This window comes from Paenibacillus cisolokensis, from assembly GCF_018403665.1.
Lineage (GTDB): Bacteria > Bacillota > Bacilli > Paenibacillales > Paenibacillaceae > Paenibacillus_AH > Paenibacillus_AH cisolokensis.
This window is the reverse complement of the sequence record NZ_BOVJ01000025.1, coordinates 31,598-52,276: the sequence shown is the minus strand read 5'-3', so window position 1 is coordinate 52,276 and position 20,679 is coordinate 31,598. Positions and strand designations below refer to the sequence as shown.

Here is a 20,679-nt window from a genome sequence, read left to right as displayed (position 1 = left end):
GAGGCGCACCGACGGACCGGCAACGATTAGACGAAGACGAGGCGCACCGGGGACCGGAGACGAGTTGACGGAAGCTGGGGTGCACCGACGGACCGGAGACGGTTTGACGGATGGCGCGGATGGTTAGACAGGCGAATAGGAAGCGCAACGGGAAGCGCGTGTGCGGCCGGCCCGGCCATCCGTCGGGCTGGCTTTGTCGGGGGTGGAATACGTCCCCCGGTTTGGGTACAATGGAAACAGCAAACCGGGAGGGCAGATCGATGGTGGAACGTCTTACATCCAATATTGCGAACAATTTAAGCCGAATCCGCAAAGCGCGCGGGCTGAGCCTCGATAAAGTCGCGGAATTGACCGGGGTCAGCAAAGCGATGATATCCCAGATCGAAAAAGGGGCGGTCAATCCGACCATTACTGTCATGTGGAAAATCGTCAACGGGCTTCAGCTGTCGTTTACGTCGCTGCTCGAGGATCAGGCGCAGGACGTGTCGATCGTAACCCGCGAAGAGGCGCCCCTCATCGTCGGAGCGAACGGCGCGTTCCGCTCCAGACCGCTCTTCCCGTTCGACGCGCGGACGCGCACCGAGATTTACTGGGTCGAGATGGATCCGGGCTGCGTCCATCACTCCGAGCCGCATAACGACGGCGTCGAAGAATATATTATTCTCGAATACGGTTCACTGGATATCGAGATCGCCGGCTCCGTCCATTCGATTCGCGCCGGTCAATCGATCCGGTTCAACGCCGCGGCGGAGCATCGCTATATTAACACGCATGACGGCGTGACCGGTTATCATGCCGTCATGACTTATTGAACCTGCCGGAACCGGTACGCTTCCCGCCGCATGAGGTGATCGAGCATATCCTCGGTCATCCGGTCGAGATCGTATTGCGGCCGGAAGCCCCATTCCTCCTCGGCACACGACGTGTCCAGCGAATTCGGCCAGCTCTCGGCAATCGACTGCCGCAGCGGATCGGGCGCGTAATCCAGCGCGAAATCCGGGATACGGCGGCGGATCGATCCGGCAATAGCGGCCGGGTCGACGCTCATCGCCGACACATTGTAGGCGTTCCGGTGCTTCAGCCTGGCCGGATCGGCTTCCATCAGCCGGATCGTGGCGTTCAGCGCATCCGGCATATACATCATGTCCAGGAACGTTCCTTCCGCGATATAGGACGTATACGCTTTCTTCTTTACCGCCTCCACATACATTTCCACCGCATAATCGGTCGTCCCGCCGCCTGGCGGCGCCGCATGCGAGATCAGCCCCGGGAAGCGCAGCCCTCGCGTATCGACGCCATACTTGAGATAGTAATAATCGCACAGCAGCTCGCCGGCCGTCTTGTGAATGCCGTACATCGTAATCGGCCGCTGAACCGCCGTCTGCGGCGTGCCGTTCGGCTCGGCGCCGGGGCCGAACACGGCGATCGAGCTCGGCACGAACACGCTGCAGTTGAGCTCTCTTGCCGCCTCGAGCACGTTCAGCAGCCCTCCCATATTGACATGCCATGCCGCAAGCGGCTGGGCTTCCGCCGTGGCGGACAGCATGGCGGCCAGATGAATGATCGTGTCGACCTTGTATTTGCCCGCCAACCGAAGCACCGCCTTGCCGTCGGTAACATCGAGCTGCTCGAACGGCTCGATGTCCGCAAGGCTCCTCCGGTCGGACGCAATGACCCGGCTTGCGCCGTAACGTTCTCGCAGCGCGGCGACGAGCTCGGTGCCGATCTGGCCGCCGGCGCCGGTGACCAGAATACGCTCCATCGTATCTCCTCCATATGATGACGATTTTACTATTGCGATCAGTCGCTACCGCTATAACGCATGATGGCTTTTGTCCATTTCCTGTCCGGTGAACGGTCCGATGTACTGTGCTATCCAGTGTACTGCACTATCCGGTGAATTGTCCGATGTACTGTGTTATCCGGTGTACTATACTGTCCGGTGAATTATCCGGTGTACTGTTCGTGAACTATCCGATGACTATCCGGCGAACTGTCCGTTTCCTGCCCGGTGTACCGTGAATTATCCATTGTCCGATCATGAAAATCCGCTTGACGAAAAAGACCAAACGGACGAGCGGGTTGCTTTTATGACGCCCCGCACGCGTCTATCCGGCGTCTTCCCGCTCGAGCTCCCGCTTCGCGGCGGCGTAAATTTCCAACGCGCGGTCCAGCATTTCCCGGGTATGAGCCGCCGTCGGCATGTTGCGAACGCGGCCGGTGCCGAGCGGAACGGTAGGGAAGACGATCGCCTTGGCATAAACGCCTTCGCGGTACAGAATGCGGCTGAATCGCTGGGTCTTCTTCTCATCGCCGATGATGCAAGGCGTGATGGGCGTCTCGCTGGCGCCAATGTCGAATCCGAGCTCGGTCAGACCGCGCTTGAAATAATTCGCATTGTCCCATAGCCGCTCGTACGCTTCCGTGCTGTTCCGCAGGATGTCGATCGAGGCGATGCAGGACGCCACGGCGGCCGGCGGCAGCGAAGTCGAGAACAGAAACGGACGGCTCCGCACCTTCAACCAGTCGATCAATGGCTTCGTCCCGGCCACATAACCGCCGACGACTCCGATCGCTTTGGACAACGTGCCGATCTGGAAATCGATCCGCTCCGACAAGCCGAAATGTTTAACCGTACCCGCCCCTTTCCCGAGCACGCCCGACCCGTGCGCGTCGTCAACGTAAGTGATCAGGCCGTAACGCTCAGCGATGTCTACAATATCGGGAAGCTTGGCCACATCGCCGTCCATCGAGAAGACGCCGTCGGTAATGACCATCACTTTGGCGAACAGGCCGGACTCGACGGCCTCCTTCGCCTTGCGGTTCAAGTCGTCCATATCGGAGTGGCGGTAACGGATAATTTTCGCTTTCGAAAGCCGGCATCCGTCGATAATCGAGGCATGGTTCAACTCGTCGGACAGTATGGCATCATGCTGATCCATCACGGCGGAAATCGCCGCCATATTGCAGTTGAACCCGGACTGGTACGCGATGGCCGCCTCCGTCCCTTTGAATGCGGCCAGCTTCTCCTCCAGCTCGGCATGTAGCGTCATCGTGCCGTTGATCGTGCGCACGGCTCCGGCTCCGGCGCCGTATATCCGCATCGCCTGGATGCCGGCCTCGATGATCCGTTCGTCCGTCGCCAAACCCAAATAGTTGTTGGAAGACAAATTGATGAATGACTTGCCGTTGATCGTAATAACCGGCCCGTTCGGCCCCTCCAGCGGTTCGATGGAATTGCCGAGTCCTTGCTCCTCCAATTCCGCGAGCCGCGTCTCGAGAAACGATCGCAATACGCCGCTTGGCATATGTACCCTCCTCAACCAGGTAATAACGTGTCTGTTCTTCTTCATATCATATAATATATTGTATATTTGTTCAATATATGATACAAAACGTTCCACTCGTCAGAATGAAAGGCTACTTGCCCGCCTGAGTCCGAATCCATCAGAGTCCATCCAACCCTTCCGAGTTCATCCAAGCCCCCACCCGAGTTCATCCAAACCCATCCTAGTTCATCCGAATCCAACCTAGTTCATCCAAGCCCCCATCCGAGTTCATCAGAGTCCGCCCAAATCCATCCAAATCCGCGATCTTCTCCCCGCTGCAACATACGGCTCCCCTTACCGCTTTTTATACGGCGCGAAATCCGGCACATCGGCCCATGAGTCACCGCGTTTAACCTCGAAACTATATTTCGAACCGCTCCGGACGATCGGCCGTGTCCCCGGTTATCCTGTCCTCCGGTAGGAAAATGCAGGGAACCTATCGAAATATATACAACGTACCGGACCATGGAAAACGGAGAGAACGGAATGACCAAACTCGCATCGCTACTGCCAGGCCGGAATATATCGGTCAGGCTCGCATTGTATCTCTTCCTCATGAACGGGACGATTCTGATCGTCAGCAGCGCAATCGGTTATCCTTTTATCGGCAATATCATCAAAGAGAATACGGCCTATTACGCGGAGCACTACATACGGTCGATGAACAACGAGATCAACTTCTACATTCAGGATATCGATTTTATGACGTTGTCCCTGTTTTTCCTGGACCGGAATTTGTTCGGCTTGCTGAACGACGACGTGCGGAGGATCGAGCTGCAATCGTACTTTGACGGTTTCAAAAACAGCCGCGATTACATCGACGACATCTTCCTCGTCAACAAGCATCTGCAGGTCGGCGGCACCTCGTCGGCTTATCGGGACAAACTGATACGGTCGGACATTTACCGCAGCATTATGCGCAGCGAGGGAGAACTGGTCGTCTCTCCGATCGGGCCCGCCGGCTTTGTCATGAATACGGACAAGGCCAAAGAGCAGGTGCTGTTCCTTGGGCGGCGAATCAAGTCTCCGCAGACGAACGAAACGGAAGGCGTCGTCATTGTGACGGTGCCGGCGAACCGGATCGCGCAAATTATCGCCAAGGAAGAGAAGCGGTACGACGAAACGATTCTGCTGATCGACCGCAATGCGCACATCATTTACAACCCGAACCCGGCCGATCGCGATGCGGCGAAACGTCTGGCGAACATGCCTCCGCTTTCCCCCGGCGCTTCCTACAGGTCGCAAGACGGCTACTTGTACATTACCGGAAAAAGCGATGGGCCAAACACGATGGAAATCGTCGGCTTTATCCCCGAGAAAGCGCTGCTGAAGGACGCGGCCGCCATCCGCAACATTCAGATTGCGCTCAACCTGGGCATGCTGCTGATTGCGATGACGATGGCGCTGCTGATCGCGTACCGGTTCCTGAAGCCGATTATCCAGTTGGCCTATTATATGCGTCAGATCGGCAACCGCGAATGGCTGCCGTACCGGGCGAAGACGACGGATGACGAAATCGGCTTCCTGATCCGCTGCTTCAATGAAATGATCGATCGGCTCCAGGATTCTTTCGAGCGGCTTGCGGCCGAGCAGGAGAAGAAGAAGCAGGCGGAAATGCGCGCGCTGCAGGCGCAAATCAATCCCCATTTTATTTTCAATACGCTTAATACGATTCGCTGGCTGGCGAAGATGGGGCGGGGCGAGCAAGTATTCGAAATGATTACGTCGATGAATGAAATTCTCGTCGGCGCCTTTCAATTGAACCAGCCGATCATTACGATCGGCGAAGAAATCGGCTACCTGAAGCGGTATATTCATATTCAGCAAATGGTCCATCCGGATAAAATCGAGGTCGTTTACGAACTGGACGAAGCGATTCTGAACAAGCGCATTGCCAGACTGTGCCTGCAGCCGCTGGTCGAAAATACGATTTTGCACGGCATACTGCCCAAGAGCGGTCCCGGCACAATCCGCATCACCGGCCGCGCTGAGGAGGGACATGTGATCATCGCCATTGCCGATGACGGAGTCGGCAGTCCGCCGCTTCCCCCGTCTTCGGGCAAGGGCGAAAGAGAGCGGGTCGGGCTTTACAACGTGGACAAACGGCTGAAGCTCTACTTTGGCGAAGCATACGGGGTGCGCTTATCCAGCGCGGAGGGAAAAGGGACGACCGTCACGGTTGCATTGCCTGAATAAGATGCGGCGAAAGGAGACTTGGCCCATGAACCTTGTCATCGTCGATGATGAAGCGATTGTCCGGCACGGCATCCGTTACTCGGTGTCGTGGCCCGACCTGCAGGTCGACCGGATCGAAGAGGCGGCCAACGGCCGGGAAGTGCTCGACCGGTTCGGCGAATGGCAGCCCGATCTGATCATTACCGACATCATTATGCCGGTTATGGACGGCATCGAGCTGATCCGGCAAGTGAAGGCCCGAAAGCCTTCCTGCCGGTTCATCGTGCTCAGCTGCGCCGACGACTTCGAATATGTCAAGGAGGCGCTGCTGCTCGGCGCTTCCGATTATCTGCTCAAAATGACGATACGGCCGGAAGATTTGAAAGTATGCGTGAACAACGTCGTCAGCCGCATCCGGCAGGAAACGGCGAAGCGCTGTCTGCCGGCGAACGACCGCTACAAGGCCGAAAACTTCTTCAACGATTTGCTCACTCACGCCTATACGCCGGAGCAGATTCGGGAAGCGGTCGGCATGTACGGTCTGCGCTCGTCGTTCTTGCGGTTTTCCATTGCCGTCATGCAGGTCAATTTGACCGAAGCGCTGCAGCGCTACGGCGAGGACGAAGGATGGCTCGTCGGATTCGCGCTTGTCAATGCGCTGCAGGAAATGGCGGAGCGCTGGGGCGATCTAGACTTCTTCCGGATCGAGAACGACGAATACGCGCTCGTCATGGACTGCCTTCCCGGAGAGAGCCTCGCCGATTACGAAGCGCGGCTGATCCGCCGTCTCGACGAAATTGCGCGCGATATCCGGATCTACCTGAAATTCGAAGTCCGATTCGGCTTCAGCGCCGTCTGCTGCGGCATCGAGCGGCTGCCCCGGCATTATCGCGAGGCGAAAAAAGCCGCGGAGCTGCATCTGTTCCGCAGCGACAACCGCCCGATTCACAGCCGCGAGCTGACGAAGGTGCCGTACGAGGGCAAGGACCCTTCTCTCATCGCGCTCTTCGACGGCCGCTACCGCCAATCGCTTACCCACGCGATCGCCTATGGCAAAGAAGAAGAAGCGCTGCAGACGATCGACGAGCATTTTGCCCTGCTGCGGGAGGACCGGTGCTCGTTCCGCACGGCGGTTGTATGCATCGACAAGGCTGCCGCGCTCATGGATGTGTGCGCGATGGAAATGAACAGCCACCCCGGCACGGAGGAGACCGGTCCGGCGGAAGAATTCGGGTCCCGGCCGTTCAACCTGTATTGGAGCGTCGACCGGACGAAGGAGCGGCTCAAGCAGTACTGCCGTTACTTGATCAGGCTCAAGGAGCAGCTGATGGCCAAGGGCAGCCATAAAATCATTATGCAAATCCAGAGCTACCTGGCGGCCAACTATGCCAGCAAAATTACGCTGGAGCAGACGGCCAAACATTTTCATCTGAACAAAAACTACCTGTCGCAACTGTTCAAGCTGGAAACGGGCGTCAATTTCACGCGTTATTTGAACAGCGTCCGCGTCGAAAAAGCGATGGAGCTGATGATGCATAGCTCCGATTCGATCGCGGAAATCGCGGAGAAAACCGGCTTCGGCGATTTCCGGTACTTCAGCCGGGTGTTCAAGCGTCATACGCAGCTGAGCCCGACCGAGTTCAAGCAGGCGATGAGCGACAAGCGGCAGGCGCCCTGAACCGCGCCTTCCCGCCGCCTCACGAAGTCCCCCCTCACGGCGCCTCATCTCACATTCATCCACATGAACATGAAAATTGTCTACATCGGACGTTTCGCACTGTAAACCTCTGTCCTTGTTTCGTTGAATAATCTGAAAATTTTGCAAAATAAAACAAGCAGCAGACATGGGCGCAAACCTTTTTCGAATGTAATATTTTTGGTGAAAAGATTCTACTAAAGCGAAGAAGGTGGTCTATGAGACAAGCCAAGCTGATCATACTGCCTGGCGTCTTCATTCTGCTGCTCTTTTCCGTTGCCAGCGCCGGCGCGCCGTCAGGCGGGATGAGCGACAAGCATCGTGCGGCTGCCAATCCGGAAGCGATCGAAAGCGAGCTTACGTTATGGGCTTGGGGTTATACGGCCGCGGCCATCGCGGCGGAGCTTCCCGGCTTCCATGAAGCCTATCCCGGCATCCGTGTCCGCATCGAAGTCAAGACGCATGACGACATGTACAAGAAGCTGCTGCTCGCCAACGCTTCCAACGAAGGAGGGCCGGATGTCGCGGCGCTGTCGGGCTATTATGTCGGCCAGTACATCGAGACGAATGCGCTGGAGGACTTGAGCGGGAGAATCGCGCCGTACCGGGACAAGATCGTCGCCGCGAAGTGGCCGGACGCCATGCGGGACGGCCGGTATTACGCGATGCCGTGGGATTCGGGGCCGGTCGCGCTGTTTTACCGGCGGGACCTGTTCGCCGAGGCGGGGCTTCCTTCCGATCCGGAATCGGTGTCCCGGCTGCTGGCGACCTGGGACGGCTACCTGGAGGCGGGCCGGACGATCAAGGAGCGAACCGGCGCGTTCATGCATACGATGCCGCTCGAATCGACCTTCGGACTGACCGTCATGTGGGAGCATATGCTCGCGCAGGAAGGCATGCTGTATGTGGACGAAGACGGCGCGATTCGCATCGACCGCCCGGAGGCGCTGCGGGCGCTCAAGCAACTTCTCCGCATGATTGACGAAGGAATCGTCCTCGATGCGGAGACCCGCTCCCAGACGTGGAACGAGGCGCTGGCCGAAGGAAAGATCGCCACCGTCCTGGAGGCGGTATGGATGGGCGCCTTCCTGAAGGATACCGCTCCGGAGTCGGCGGGGCTGTGGGGCGTGGCGAGGATGCCGGCCTGGACGGAAGGGGGATCGCGAGCGGCGGAAGCCGGAGGATCGTATCTCGGCATTATGCGCCAGTCGGACAACAAAGAGGCGGCATGGGCCTTTATCGAGTACATGCTCGGCAACAGCCGGACCGTGAACCGGATGTACCGCTACGCTGACATCTTCCCGTCTCTCAAGGAAGCCTACCGGGATCCGATGTACGACGAGCCCGAGCCTTTCTTCGGCAACCAGAAAACGAGAAGACTGTTCGTCGAGCTCGCAAACGAAAGCCGTCCGGTCTATTTCTCCCACAACTTCCGCGCTGTCCGGGACATTGCCAGAATCGAGATGTTCAAGGCGATCAAAGGCCGGATCACGCCCGAACAGGCGCTTATGCAGATGCAGCAAAAAATGGCGGAGCTCACGAAGCCGAATCGAAAACCGGAGGAGGGATAAAGATGTCTCCACGCAAACGCCTCCTTACCCGCAACGACTTGACGGGTTATCTGTTCAACGCCCCGCTTATTGCCGGCGTCGCAGCCTTTGCCGTCTATCCGATGGCGGCTGCCCTGTACATGAGCTTCCGGCAGACGGAAGGCAGCGTCGTCTCCGGCGCATGGGTCGGGCTCAGCAACTATTCGTATGTGCTGGAAGACTCGCAGTTTTGGAAGGCGCTCGGCAACACCTTTTACATGGGGGTTCTGTCCGTCCTGCTCGGCATCGCAATCTCTTTCATTATGGCCAGTCTCATTAACAGTCTGAAATGGAACCTCGGCAAAAACTTTTTCAAAGGCGTCTATTTTCTGCCGAACGTCGTATCGGCGGTCGCGACCAGCTTGCTGTTCTCCTTCCTTTTCTATCCGGGCAAGGAAGGGCTGCTCAATTTTATGCTGGGATGGCTCGGCCTCGATCCGGTCGGCTGGTTTACCGATCCCCGCTATTCCCGGCTGAGCATCGTCCTGATGAGTTTGTGGGGAGCGGTCGGCTACAATACGATCATTTTTCTGGCCGGTCTGCAGAGCGTTCCCCGCGATTTGCACGAAGCGGCGGAAGTGGACGGCGCCGGCAGTTTCAAGCGATGGCTGCACATTACGATTCCCTATTTGCGCCCGATTTTCTTCTTCATGCTTGTCATGGGGACCATCGGCGGGATGAAACGGTTTACCGACGTCTGGCTGCTCGGCGGCACGGCCGGCAATCCGAGCGGGAGCCTGATGACCGCCGTCCTGTACATTTACCGCAACGCTTTCCTGGCCTCGCAGATGGGCGTCGCCACCGCCGCTTCTTATCTGCTGTTCATCATTATCCTTGCGCTCACGGCGATTCTGCTGCTGCTCAACCGAAAGAAAGGCGGCCCCGACTGACGCCGGCGGCATGACGAGCATCGCAACCGACCGAACCTTTCATCCGCCGGCATGACGAACTTCGCACCGACCGAACCTCTCATCCAAAAGGGGGAAGAGCATTTGTCACTGTCCCGGAGCGGCACGCTGCAGCCGCCATCGCGAAAAAGAAGAGACGCGTTGTCTCAGACGGTATTATTCATCGTTCTTGCGGCCGGATCGATCGTGATGATCATTCCGTTTCTGTGGATGGTCATGACAAGCTTCGACTGGGGGGCGAGGCTTCAGCTCTCTTTCCCGCCCCGGCTATGGCCGCAGGACCCGTCCACCAAAACGTACGAGGCCGCCTTCACGAACATTCCGATGGCCAAATATATTTGGAACTCTTTCCTGGTCAGTGCCGGGGTCATTCTCGTCAGCGCCGTGTCGGCCCTGCTGTCCGGGTACGCGCTGTCCAAAATCCGCTTCAGAGGCGCCAACATCGTTCTGCTGCTCGCGCTTAGCACGATGATGATCCCCTTCGAGATGACGATGATTCCGCAATATTTGCTGTTCAGCGGCGTCGGTCTGATCGATACGTATTGGGCGTTCTATCTTCCGGCGATGAACTATGCCTTCGGAACGTTTCTGGCCAAGGCGTTCATCGACCAGCTGCCGTCGAGCCTACGGGAAGCCGGGGTGATCGACGGCGCGAGCGAATTGTCGGTGTTCTGGCGCATCTATGCGCCGCTGTGCGCGCCGATCGTTGCCACGATGGTCATCCTGCTGTTCCTCGGCGTCTGGAACGACATGCTGTGGCCGCTGCTGGCGCTGAAAAGCTCGGACAAGTATACGATTCAGATCGGTCTGGCCATGTTCACCTACAACAACGGGCTCAATCAGCAGCCGTCGATCATTATGGCGGCTACGGCGGTAAGCCTTATACCGGTCGTTCTCGTGTATTTGTTCCTGCAGCGATACATTATCGAGAGCATCGCGTTAACGGGCATCAAACAATAAAAGATGGATGGAGGGGTCTGACTTGACCATCGCGTGGAGAAAATTCGCCTTGCTGCTGCTCGCCGTTCTGACGGCGCTGACTGCGGCCTGTTCCTCCGGGTCCGGAGGAGAAACCGGCGGCAGCTCCGGCGGAGACGGCGTCGGCGAGGTGTCGGACATTTCCGGCACGGTCCGCGTCGCCCTGGCGGGCTGGCAGCTGGAGAACGGTCTTGATACGCAGACCGGCAAAAAGACGGTCGGCTTGAACGATTTTCTTAAAAATACGTTCAACAAAATGTACCCGAACATCAAGCTCGAGCTTTATCAAATCCCGTGGGAAAACGTCAAGGCGAAGCAGTCGGCGATGCTGCTGTCCAAAGACGTGGACGTGCTGTACACCGGCGGCGCCTTCGCCTCCCAATGGTACAACGAAGGGCTGCTGCGGGACATCGACGATCTGATCGAAGCGGATTCGTCGTTCGACCCGTCGATTTATTTGGAGGGGATCTGGAACAATTCGTACAGCACGAAGTCGCCGGACGGCACGAAGCAATTCGGCATTCCCGCCGTGCTCGGCCGCAGAATGATCATTTACGACAAAAAGCTGTTCGAGGATTGGGGCGTCGAGCCGCTGTCCGACAAGCCGTCGCCGGAAGAGATTCTGGAGAAGGCGAAACGGATGACCGGTAAAAATCCGAAGACCGGGGCGGACAACTACGGCCTGCACTGGAGCGGCAACTCCCTGAACGGCTCGACCTTCGTCGCGCTGACGCTCGCCTTTGGCGCCCCCGGCGCGGAAGGCACGCTGACCGATCCGAAAAGCATCACGTGGAAGCTGAACAGTCCGGAGATGGTCAAGGTGATGGAATGGATCAAGGAAGCGGCCGTCCTGCCGCCGCCCGGGTTCGTCAATGGTCAGGGAGCGGAGACGTTCGGGCTGGAGAACAACAACATCGCGATCGGCATCGACACGACCGGCGGCGCGACGATGAGCGAATTTATGACGAACAACAACCGGGAACTGCTCGACCGGTTCGAGCCCGTCATGAACATGGGGCCGAACGGCGAAGGCTGGGTAGCCGTCGATCCGTTCGTCATGGCGAAGGATGCCCAAAACGTGGAAGCTTCATGGGAAGTGATGAAATTTCTGTCCGGCTATGAAACGCAAAAATACAGATACGACAACTTCGCCAGCACGCCGACGCTGAAAAACGCCGACTTCGTGAGCGAGGAAGACAAGTTCATCCGGATGGCGCTGAAAATCGCCGAGGTCGGCCACTCGGAGCTGATGGATGAGGCCAACCCGTTTTACATGAGCGATATCGTGCCGGCCGTCAACGGCTTTATCAGCGAGGCCGCCACCGGCAACGCGCCGGATATCCAGCAGTTCCTCGACGATTTGCAGCAGCGGGCCGAGAAGTGGTCCGCGAACTTGAAGTAAACTCGTTCTTGCCCGCGCCTGCCGGCCGGGGGAACGCGCAAGCCTCCGTTGTCGTGGGCTGGCCAGCCTCCTTTGCAGCGGGCTGGCCAGGGGGAGGATCGAGCATCCTTGCTGCAGAACGGCCAGGGAACGCTCAAACCTCCACTGCCCCTCGCCGGCCCGGGGCGAAGGAGACCAAGACTCCTTGCCCCACGTCAGCCAGGCCGAGTATGCCAAACCTCCTTTGCCCCACATCGGCCGAGCCGGGGAACGCTCAAACCTCCACTGCCCCTCGCCGGCCCGGGGCGAAGGACGCCAGGACTCCTTGCCCCACGTCAGCCAGGCCGAGAATGCCAAGCCTCCTTTGCCGCACGTCGCCGAGCCGGGGAACGCCAAGCCTCCTTTGCCGCACGTTGCGGCAGCGGAGGCTTGCTCTTTGAAAAGGCCCAAATTCCGTGTAAGTTCGCGAGGCGTGAATCGCACACCCGGTCCCGTGAAATTGTTCCCGTTTCCGTGCAAGCTCGCGATGCCGCGAATAGCCCCCGTTACCGTGAAAGTTGCTGTTCCCGTGAAAGCTCGCGACTCCGCAAATAACCCCCGTTTCCCGTGAAAGTTCCTGTTTCCGTGTAAGCTCGCGACTCCGCTAGTAGCCCTCCGTTTTCGTGAATAGTTCCCCATTTCCGCGAAAGCTCGCGACTCCGCAAATAGCCCCTCGTTTCTTCCGAGAAAATTCCTGTTCCCCATGCAAGCTCGCGATGCCGTTAATAGTTCCCATTTCCACAAATAGCTCCCGTTTACGCGGTGTTCGACAAATCGTCCAGTTGCCCATCGTCTCACCAAAATACTGCAAAAATACATCTTTTCCGGCCCATTTTCGCCTTCTAAGGCCAAATTCCTGCAATAATACATCATTCTCGAGGCAAAACTCGTGATTTCGGCGTGATCGGCTTGAAGTTCCTGCATTTTTGCAGTATTTCAAGGCTGGGGTCCGATTTCCGGCCGGGATTCCTGCACTTTTGCAGTTTTTTACTCGCGAAGAGCCGGCCGCACAGGGCGGAAAGTTTGTTTATTAATTATTCCCTGCATTTTATATCATTAGCCAAATGTGTAAGGAGGATAGAAGAAAGGAAGGTTAACAAATGAGCACATCGAGGAGCGCGAGGAGCGGTAAGTTGGAAGTACCCGGTGCGAGCATCTATTATGACGCGGTTCGGGTCCCATCCTCCTGTTGATTCATGGCGGAGGCGAAGATGCCGGCAAGTTCCGTCTTATCGCCGACCATCTTGCGATACGCGTATACCGTCCTCACTTACGATCGTCGCGGTCATTCCCGCAGCAATCCCGCCGATCGAACCGAAGCATACCGCGTGGAAATACACAGCGAAGACGCCCACCGCCCGCTGGCCAAACTTACCGATAAGCCCGCGTACGTTTTCGGAAGCAGCTCCGGTGCCGTCATCGGACTTGATCTGTGTGTACGGCATCCCGGGCAAGTACGGGCCATAATCCCGCACGAGCCTGTCTTGCTGCAGCTTTTATCCGGAAACGAGTTGGAACAATCCGAGCAATTTATGGAAAAGCTTAAGCAGAATCATCGCAGCGAGGACATAAAATTATTATCGAATTCGGAAACGGACGTGATCAAACCCGCACAATCGAAGGCTATGCTTGCCGAGCGGCTTCTCGGTAATTCAACGTACTTCACGGAGCATGAAATACCGGAATTCTCCATTACAAGTTGGATCTCGGCACATTGAAGACGGCGTTAAAATCTGCATCGATGCGGATCGTTCCGGCCGGCGGAAAAGTTTCGCGGGAGTTTTTCCCTTACCGTTGCGCAGTCGCTTTAGCGGAGCGGCTGGGAACGGAAATGGTCGAATTCCCCGGCAACCATGGAGGCTACAACACCAGCGATCATAAAGAATTCGCCCTGAGATTGCATGACGTTATCGCGAATTGTCAGGCGAGGGAACAGTAAGAAAAACGGACTAATTTCCACACCTGAGTTGATCATAGCCAAGCATAACCCGCATAAAGACCCGGCCGCCGTAACGGCGTGGTCGGGCCTGTTCTCATCCGTACCCCTATCCGCTTCCGCTAATTCCCGGCATCCGTGATGCCGTCATTCTTCAGCACCGTCATCAAGCCCATCCTGGACAGTCTCGTCCGCCGCTTCGTCGGAAATGAGATACACAATCGCTTCCTCACGCCCTCCTTGATCTCCGCCATCTTCGCCAAGCCGTTTGAAGGCCGGAATTTCCGCGCAGCTCTCTGGCCGTTTTCAAGCCCCGAATCCCCGCGCAGCTCTCTGGCCGTTTGAACCCCCGAATCCCCGCGCAGTTCTCTGAATGAGAGTATATGCTGTCTTGCTGCGGCGCGAATGATTTTGGAAAATTTTCACCGTCAGGAAGTGGATGTTTTTTCCTCATTTGCCGATATTCATGATAGAGGAGATCGCTTCACGGCGACCGCTTCACAAGGAGGGAAATCGTCTGAGTATCGAAGAAGTAAAAGACAAGATCGAAATATTGCGCAAGGAACTGGTTGAACTGGCGCTGCAGTACGGAGCAAGATCGATAGCAGTTTTGCAAAATCCCAGGAGCTTGACGAGATGCTGAATACATACGCAGAGCTGAGCAAACGATAGAAATCCGGCGAATCCGCCTCAACCTCTGCCCGGCGTCAACCTCTGCCCGTTGCGACCTGGCTCATTTTGCCGATCGTTTGCGCACATTCATAACAAATCAGATTATGATTGATATTGCCGATCAACTGATGGATGCTGCCGCAAAAACGCAACCCGGCGTATACTTTCGAAGCAAAATGTCCGAGCCGTCCACATACACTTCCAGAGGATCGCCTATTTCAATGCCCAATGTCCTGCGCAACTCAACCGGGATGACGATCCGTCCCAGTTCGTCGACTTTTCGAACGATACCCGTCGCTTTAACCATACACCATTCCCCATTCCATTATTTTACACAAATTATAACACAAGCCATCCCACATTTCTTTGACTGATTTTGCAGAAATATGTTGGATCACGTAAGGCCGGACGCCGCTTGCGGATTTTCGGGAAACATTTCCGTATTGTGCCGGCCTCTTACTTTTGGTTATATTAACTAAGGAAGTTTTACATTTCATTATTTAACATGGGAGAGAGCCGGAAAATGAGCAGATGGTTGAAATGGTCGTTGTCGGCAATCGCCGCCGTTCTGCTGGCGGCCGGCGTCTGGACGAATACGTCCGGCGGCGAGCCGAAGACGATCGTCATGGGCACATCCGCGGACTATCCGCCGTATGAAAGCGTGGACGCCAAAGGCGGCGGCGAAGTCGTCGGACTCGATATCGACATTGCCAGGCATATCGCGGAGAAACTCGGGTACGAGCTGAAAATATCCAATATGGATTTCAACGGCCTGATTGCCGCATTGCAAACGAAACGGGTCGATTTTGTCATGTCGGCGATGTCTGTCACGGAGGAGCGCAAGCAAAGCGTCGATTTCTCCGAGAACTATTATACGGCGCGGAATACGATCGTCTCGGAGGAGGAAAATCGTATTCGTCGCTGGAGGAGCTGAGGGGCAAGCGGATTGGCGTCCAGCTCGGCTCGACGCAAGAGAAAGCGGTCGCCGGCATGGACGGTTCGGAGATCGTGAAGCTGAACCGGATTCCCGATCTGGTGCAGGAAATCAAGTCCGGACGGCTTGACGCGGTCATTCTGGAAGACGCGGTGGCGCTGGAATATACGGCCGGCGATTCGAACCTCGTCTACCGCTTTCTCCCGACAGCCGACGAGGACGAAGGATATGCGATCGCGTTTCCGAAAGGATCGCCGCTCCGGGAGGAATTTAACGCGGCGCTGGCCGATATGAAGGCAGACGGCTCGCTGCAGGCGATCGTCGACAAATGGTTCGGCAAGGAAGAGAGCGAGCGCCGGGGGAACGGCATTCTCGATTTCAACGTCCTGGACGGATACATGGGCTACTTGCTGGAGGGCGTCTTCGTTACGCTGCTGTTCACGTTCGTATCCGCCCTGTTCGGCTTCGTCTGGGGCAGCATCCTGTCGCTGTTCAAGCTGTCCAGCATGAAACCGTTACAATGGTTCGCCACCGTCTACACGTCGATCTTCCGCGGAACGCCGCTGCTATTGCAGCTGCTGATCTTCTATTTCGCGACTCCCCAGCTTACAGGGTACGACATTTCGGCGCTGATGGCGGCCGGACTGGCGTTCGGACTCAATTCCGCGGCGTATTTGTCGGAGACGATACGAGGCGGCATTTTGGCCGTGGACAAGGGGCAGCGCGAAGCGGCGATGGCGCTCGGCATTCCGTACCGGACGATGATGGTCAGCATTATTTTCCGCAGGCGATCAAAAATATATTGCCCGCGCTGGTCAACGAATGCGTCGCGCTGGTGAAGGAATCGTCGCTCGTGTCGGTCATCGGCGTCGCCGACCTGATGCGCCGCGCCAATGTCGTCCAGGCCGATACGGCCCGCGCGTTCGAGCCGCTTCTGTTCGTGGCGGTTATCTACTACGCGCTCGTGCTTGTGTTGACGTCGCTGGCCCGTTTGCTCGAAAGGAGGATGCGCCGCAGTGATTAACGTTGAGCAATTGACCAAATCGTTCGGCAAGCTGGAAGTGCTCCGCGGGATTACGACGAGCGTCGAGCGCGGCGAAGTGGTCGCCGTCATCGGGCCGTCGGGCTCCGGCAAATCGACCTTCCTCCGCTGCCTCAACATGCTGGAAACGCCGAGCGGGGGCCGCATCGAGATCGACGGAATCGAGATTACGGACCCGAAGACGGATATTACGAAAGTTCGGCAGCGGATCGGCATGGTTTTTCAGCATTTTCATCTGTTTCCGCATATGACCGTCATCGACAACATCGCCTTTGCGCCGGTCAAGGTGAAGGGGCTTTCCCGGGAGGAGGCCCGCGCCAAGGGGCTCGAGCTGCTCAGGCGCGTCGGACTCGAAGATAAAGCCGACGTGTACCCGTCCAGACTGTCCGGAGGGCAGAAACAGCGCGTCGCAATCGCCAGGTCGCTGGCGATGGACCCGGACGTCATGCTGTTCGACGAGCCGACGTCCGCGCTCGATCCGGAGATGGTGAAGGAAGTGCTGTCCGTTATCCGCGATCTGGCTTCGTCCGGAATGACGATGCTGATCGTGACGCACGAGATGAAGTTCGCGCGCGAGGCGGCGGACACGGTATATTTTCTCGACGGAGGCCTGCTAATCGAGAAGGCGAAGCCGGAGGAGTTCTTCACCCGACCGCAGAGCGAACGCGCCGCCCGGTTTCTCGAGCAGGTGCTGTAGGAAGCGGCCGCAGCCGGCTGCAGGTAATCCGTAAACAGTACGAGTTCGCAAAAGCCGGACACCCGTTATTGGGTGGCCGGCTTTGCTCTTTTAAAGCTTATGGTTGCAATCCCCCCCATTCTGCGACCCGCCAAAACGCCGGCTTCGGCCGGTGCCGCTCGTCGAAGAGCAGCGGCCAGTTTTTGCGCCCCCGCACCGGAAAGTCGTCCAGCCACGTGTAATCGTCGGCCGCCCCCCAGAAGGTGACCGCTGCAATGACATCCTTATATTCCCGAAACAGGCGGAAGATCCGCTCGTACCGTTCCGCCTGCCGCTCCATCCGTTCCGCCGGCGGCTCCGACAAGTCCGTCCTGCGGTCGCCGAACTCGAAGACGGAGACGTCCAGCTCCGTCACTTGCAGCTGCAAACCGAGCGCCGCGTAGCCTTCGATGGCGGCGCGGATATCGTCCGGCTCCGGTTCGTTCAAGCTCCAGTGGCCCTGAAGTCCGACGCCGTGAACCGGCACGCCTTGCGCTTGCAACGTGCGCAGCAGACGGATGATCTTGTCCCGCTTCTCCGGATGGCATTCGTTGTAATCGTTGTAGAACAGCAGCGCCGACGGGTCCGCTGCATGGGCGTATTCGAACGCGCGCGCGATGTAGTCCTCCCCGATTCCTTCGCGCCAGGGAGAACGCCGAAGCCAGGCGCCGGCGCCATCGTCCACCGCTTCGTTCACGACGTCCCAGCAATAGATCCGACCCTTGTACCGGCCGACCACCGTGTCGATATGGCTTTTCATCCGCGCCAGCAGCGTCTTGCGGTCCGCCGGCCCGCCGCCCGGCGCCCGAAACACCCACTCCGGCGTCTGATTATGCCAGACGAGCGTATGTCCGCGAACTTTCATGCCGTGCTCATCCGCGAAGGCGACGATCCGGTCCGCCGCCTCGAAGTCGTACGTCCCTTCATCCGGGTGAATCCGTTCGAATTTCATATCGTTCTCCGCCGTCAAACTGTTGAAATGAGCGGCCAGCAATTCCCGCTGCGTCTCCATCGTCGTCATATTCACCGCGGCGCCGATATCGAAGCAATCTCCGTACCGCTCTCGCAGCTTCGGGATGCCCATGTCCGTCGCGCCCGCTTGAAAGCTTGAGGATGCCATCTTGTTCGAACCCGCTCCTTCCTTAATAAATGACCCGGCCGCGTTCGTCGGCGATGCCGGATTTGCGGTAGAAATACGTATTGATCACGTCCCGCCACTCTTTCGCGCTATCCAGCTGCTCCTTAAGCCGTTCGCTCACATGGCCGAAGCGGTCCGCGTCGATTTTGCCTTCCAGCTCCGCCCAGCGGCCGATCCAATATTGCAACCGCTCCACTCCTTCGAAGTGCGTGTCGTAAATATGCTGAATGACGGTCTTCCCCGATTGCAGCCGGTGCGTATACGGCACATGATGAAAGAACAGCAGCAGCTCGTCCGGACATGTTTCCAGCCGCTCGTAGCGTTCCGCGTTGGCCGATTCGTATTGGGCCGTATATCCCGTTCCGCTAGCCTGCGTCCGGTCAACGCCGATGCCGCGGCAATCAGCGAAGTGATAGGTGCCCCACTTCGAATATTCGTATCCGTCAACATCCGGCCCGTAATGAACATGGGGCTTCACCATCCACCCGACGCCGAGCGGCGACGTATACTGCTCATAGATCGGCCACGATTCCAGCAGCAGGCCGGTCACGACGGACAACGCCTCCGGGTCCGCGCCGAACGTCAGCCGCGTCCATTCCTCGGCGATTTCCGCCGCCGCCAGCTCCGGATTCCAGATCAGCCGGCCGTAGCCGTACAGATTGGCCTGCGCCAAATGATGCCCTGTCCAATTGTCGTCGTCCCCTACATTGGACACAGCCGTAATGCCGCAATGCGTGTACGGATGGACCTGTCCGGCCGCGATTGCCTTCACCGCGCTTCCTTCGCCCTTGAGAAGAGTATCGAAGTCCAAAATTTCTTTCCATTGCGGGATCAAATAGCATACATGCCTTTGTTGCCCGGTGTACTCCTGCGTAATTTGGAATTCCATGATCTGATTCGTTCGCTCCATCGCTCCGAACAGCGGCGACACCGGTTCCCGCACCTGAAAATCCATCGGCCCGTTCTTGATTTGCAGCACGACGTTGTCCCGGAACCGGCCGTCCAGCGGTTTGAAATGATCGTAAGCGGCACGCGCCCGGTCGGTGGTGCGATCGCGCCAATCCTGACGGCAGTTGTAAACGAAGCAGCGCCACAGCACCAGTCCGCCGTAAGGCGCGAGCGCATCCGCGAGCATGTTGGCCCCATCGGCATGGTCGCGTCCGTATGTAAAAGGTCCGGGCCGGTTCTCCGAATCGGCCTTCACGACAAAACCGCCGAAATCGGGAATATGCCGGTATATGTCCGCCGCCCTCCGCATCCACCATTCGGCGACGCGCCGGTCGACCGGATCGGCCGTCGGCAGCTCCCCGAGCTCGACGGGACTGGCGTAATTGACGCTCAGAAACAGCCGGATGCCGTATTCGCGGAACAGCTCCGCAATGGCGGCGACATCCGGCAGCAGCCGCTCCGTAATCAGCGACGATTCAAGACGATGAACGTTTACGTTGTTGATGGCGATACCGTTGAGGCCGATGGAAGCCATCAGTCTCGCATAATCGCGAATACGCGGGGAAGAGGCCAACACTTCACCGTTCCGGAAAAAGATCGACCGCCCGGCGTAACCGCGCTCGACGCTGCCGTCCATATTGTCCCAATGGTTGATCATTCGCAGCTTGCATGCGGGCGCTTCCGCGATATCCAGCGCCTCGATGCCGGAGCCTGTCGCCAAGAGCCGCAAAAATGGAAAACGGCATATAACGCGCCGCCCGGCGACTCCCCCGCAATCCTGATATATTCGCCGCCATCCCGGTATACGGTCCTGATCCGGTAGCCGTCCGGTGAAGCCGGCGCATCCGCTTCGCCGCCGTCCGTATGCGCCGAATCCGGACCGCCGGAGACGTCCAGCACGATAAACCGCTCCCGCTGCGGTTCCGACGTTCCCGCCGTGTTCACAACGGCCGGCCGCATCCCGAGCAGCGAGCCGATCCCTTCCGTCAGCTCGCGGACGGCTGTCCTGAGCGGACCTTGCGAATCGGCCCCCGATAAAACGACAATTTTTCCGCACCATTGCCTGTAGCGCGCAAGCAGCGCCGGATCGGCAATGCGGTCGAAGCGCAGCCAGCATGCATAACCCGGACTTTTCATTCGAATTCCCTCCCTTCGGCAAATAGCCCCCGGCCTGCTCCCGCAGATGCGATAGCCTCGCC

12 protein-coding genes and 4 pseudogenes are annotated in these 20,679 nt (G+C 57.8%); 11 read left to right on the top strand and 5 right to left on the bottom strand.

What is annotated here, in order from left to right:
- Positions 1–260: 260 nt before the first annotated feature.
- Positions 261–812 (top strand): helix-turn-helix domain-containing protein, encoded by a 552-nt coding sequence (locus PACILC2_RS03990; protein WP_213527634.1) that lies wholly within the window; start codon positions 261–263, stop codon positions 810–812.
- On the opposite strand, the gene PACILC2_RS03985 is transcribed toward PACILC2_RS03990, so the two are convergent.
- Together PACILC2_RS03985 and PACILC2_RS03980 are read right to left on the bottom strand one after the other, a co-directional pair.
- Entirely contained in the window at positions 806–1,762 is a 957-nt protein-coding gene (locus PACILC2_RS03985; RefSeq protein ID WP_213527632.1) for an NAD-dependent epimerase/dehydratase family protein, read from the bottom strand. The two genes, PACILC2_RS03990 and PACILC2_RS03985, sit on opposite strands and share 7 nt — an antisense overlap.
- 346 nt (positions 1,763–2,108) lie before the next feature.
- Positions 2,109–3,308 (bottom strand): glycine C-acetyltransferase, encoded by a 1,200-nt coding sequence (locus PACILC2_RS03980; RefSeq protein ID WP_213527630.1) that lies wholly within the window; start codon positions 3,306–3,308, stop codon positions 2,109–2,111.
- Positions 3,309–3,815: 507 nt separating this feature from the next.
- Between PACILC2_RS03980 and PACILC2_RS03975 the strand changes: the two genes are divergently transcribed.
- The 7 genes and pseudogenes from PACILC2_RS03975 to PACILC2_RS03945 all read left to right on the top strand — a co-directional run bounded on the left by PACILC2_RS03975 (position 3,816) and on the right by PACILC2_RS03945 (position 14,034).
- Positions 3,816–5,525: a sensor histidine kinase gene (locus PACILC2_RS03975; protein ID WP_213527628.1), complete on the top strand. Its 1,710-nt coding sequence runs from the start codon at positions 3,816–3,818 to the stop codon at positions 5,523–5,525.
- 25 nt (positions 5,526–5,550) lie between these two features.
- Complete coding sequence (locus tag PACILC2_RS03970; protein WP_213527626.1) at positions 5,551–7,182, top strand: helix-turn-helix domain-containing protein; 1,632 nt, start codon at positions 5,551–5,553, stop codon at positions 7,180–7,182.
- Between the two features lie 236 nt (positions 7,183–7,418).
- Positions 7,419–8,771, top strand: a complete 1,353-nt coding sequence (locus PACILC2_RS03965; RefSeq protein ID WP_062495743.1) for an ABC transporter substrate-binding protein — start codon at positions 7,419–7,421, stop codon at positions 8,769–8,771.
- Between the two features lie 2 nt (positions 8,772–8,773).
- Complete coding sequence (locus tag PACILC2_RS03960; protein WP_062495745.1) at positions 8,774–9,679, top strand: carbohydrate ABC transporter permease; 906 nt, start codon at positions 8,774–8,776, stop codon at positions 9,677–9,679.
- 159 nt (positions 9,680–9,838) lie between these two features.
- On the top strand, positions 9,839–10,657 hold the full coding sequence (locus tag PACILC2_RS03955; protein WP_372447045.1) for a carbohydrate ABC transporter permease: 819 nt from the start codon (positions 9,839–9,841) through the stop codon (positions 10,655–10,657).
- Positions 10,658–10,679: 22 nt separating this feature from the next.
- Positions 10,680–12,077 (top strand): extracellular solute-binding protein, encoded by a 1,398-nt coding sequence (locus PACILC2_RS03950; RefSeq protein ID WP_372447043.1) that lies wholly within the window; start codon positions 10,680–10,682, stop codon positions 12,075–12,077.
- 1,095 nt (positions 12,078–13,172) lie between these two features.
- Positions 13,173–14,034 (top strand): annotated as a pseudogene (locus PACILC2_RS03945) (alpha/beta fold hydrolase).
- A 704-nt stretch (positions 14,035–14,738) separates the two neighbouring features.
- Here the strand turns inward: PACILC2_RS03945 and PACILC2_RS27820 are convergent.
- Positions 14,739–15,010, bottom strand: a pseudogene (locus PACILC2_RS27820) (AbrB/MazE/SpoVT family DNA-binding domain-containing protein).
- A 216-nt stretch (positions 15,011–15,226) separates the two neighbouring features.
- On the opposite strand from PACILC2_RS27820, the gene PACILC2_RS29160 reads away from it, so the two are divergent.
- The 3 genes and pseudogenes from PACILC2_RS29160 (at position 15,227) to PACILC2_RS03925 (ending at position 17,376) form a co-directional block, all read left to right on the top strand.
- On the top strand, positions 15,227–15,637 hold the full coding sequence (locus PACILC2_RS29160) for a transporter substrate-binding domain-containing protein (protein ID WP_372447041.1): 411 nt from the start codon (positions 15,227–15,229) through the stop codon (positions 15,635–15,637).
- A gap of 56 nt (positions 15,638–15,693) precedes the next feature.
- Positions 15,694–16,661 (top strand): annotated as a pseudogene (locus PACILC2_RS29715) (ABC transporter substrate-binding protein/permease).
- Positions 16,654–17,376 (top strand): amino acid ABC transporter ATP-binding protein, encoded by a 723-nt coding sequence (locus tag PACILC2_RS03925; RefSeq protein ID WP_213527621.1) that lies wholly within the window; start codon positions 16,654–16,656, stop codon positions 17,374–17,376. Before PACILC2_RS29715 ends, PACILC2_RS03925 begins: the two are co-directional and overlap by 8 nt.
- 97 nt (positions 17,377–17,473) lie before the next feature.
- Here the strand turns inward: PACILC2_RS03925 and PACILC2_RS03920 are convergent, their stop codons facing one another.
- Together PACILC2_RS03920 and PACILC2_RS03915 are read right to left on the bottom strand one after the other, a co-directional pair.
- Complete coding sequence (locus PACILC2_RS03920; protein WP_244863213.1) at positions 17,474–18,514, bottom strand: endo-1,4-beta-xylanase; 1,041 nt, start codon at positions 18,512–18,514, stop codon at positions 17,474–17,476.
- Between the two features lie 22 nt (positions 18,515–18,536).
- Positions 18,537–20,617, bottom strand: a pseudogene (locus PACILC2_RS03915) (alpha-glucuronidase family glycosyl hydrolase).
- Between the last annotated feature and the right edge of the window lie 62 nt (positions 20,618–20,679).

Bases quoted from the DNA above. Each gene is read 5' to 3' on its own strand.
- PACILC2_RS03975 (WP_213527628.1), top strand. From the start codon at position 3,816: ATGACCAAACTCGCATCGCTACTGCCAGGCCGGAATATATCGGTCAGG.
- PACILC2_RS03970 (WP_213527626.1), top strand. From the start codon at position 5,551: ATGAACCTTGTCATCGTCGATGATGAAGCGATTGTCCGGCACGGCATC.
- PACILC2_RS03980 (WP_213527630.1), bottom strand. From the start codon at position 3,308: ATGCCAAGCGGCGTATTGCGATCGTTTCTCGAGACGCGGCTCGCGGAA.
- PACILC2_RS29160 (WP_372447041.1), top strand. From the start codon at position 15,227: ATGAGCAGATGGTTGAAATGGTCGTTGTCGGCAATCGCCGCCGTTCTG.
- PACILC2_RS03990 (WP_213527634.1), top strand. From the start codon at position 261: ATGGTGGAACGTCTTACATCCAATATTGCGAACAATTTAAGCCGAATC.
- PACILC2_RS03960 (WP_062495745.1), top strand. From the start codon at position 8,774: ATGTCTCCACGCAAACGCCTCCTTACCCGCAACGACTTGACGGGTTAT.
- PACILC2_RS03920 (WP_244863213.1), bottom strand. From the start codon at position 18,514: ATGGCATCCTCAAGCTTTCAAGCGGGCGCGACGGACATGGGCATCCCG.
- PACILC2_RS03985 (WP_213527632.1), bottom strand. From the start codon at position 1,762: ATGGAGCGTATTCTGGTCACCGGCGCCGGCGGCCAGATCGGCACCGAG.
- PACILC2_RS03965 (WP_062495743.1), top strand. From the start codon at position 7,419: ATGAGACAAGCCAAGCTGATCATACTGCCTGGCGTCTTCATTCTGCTG.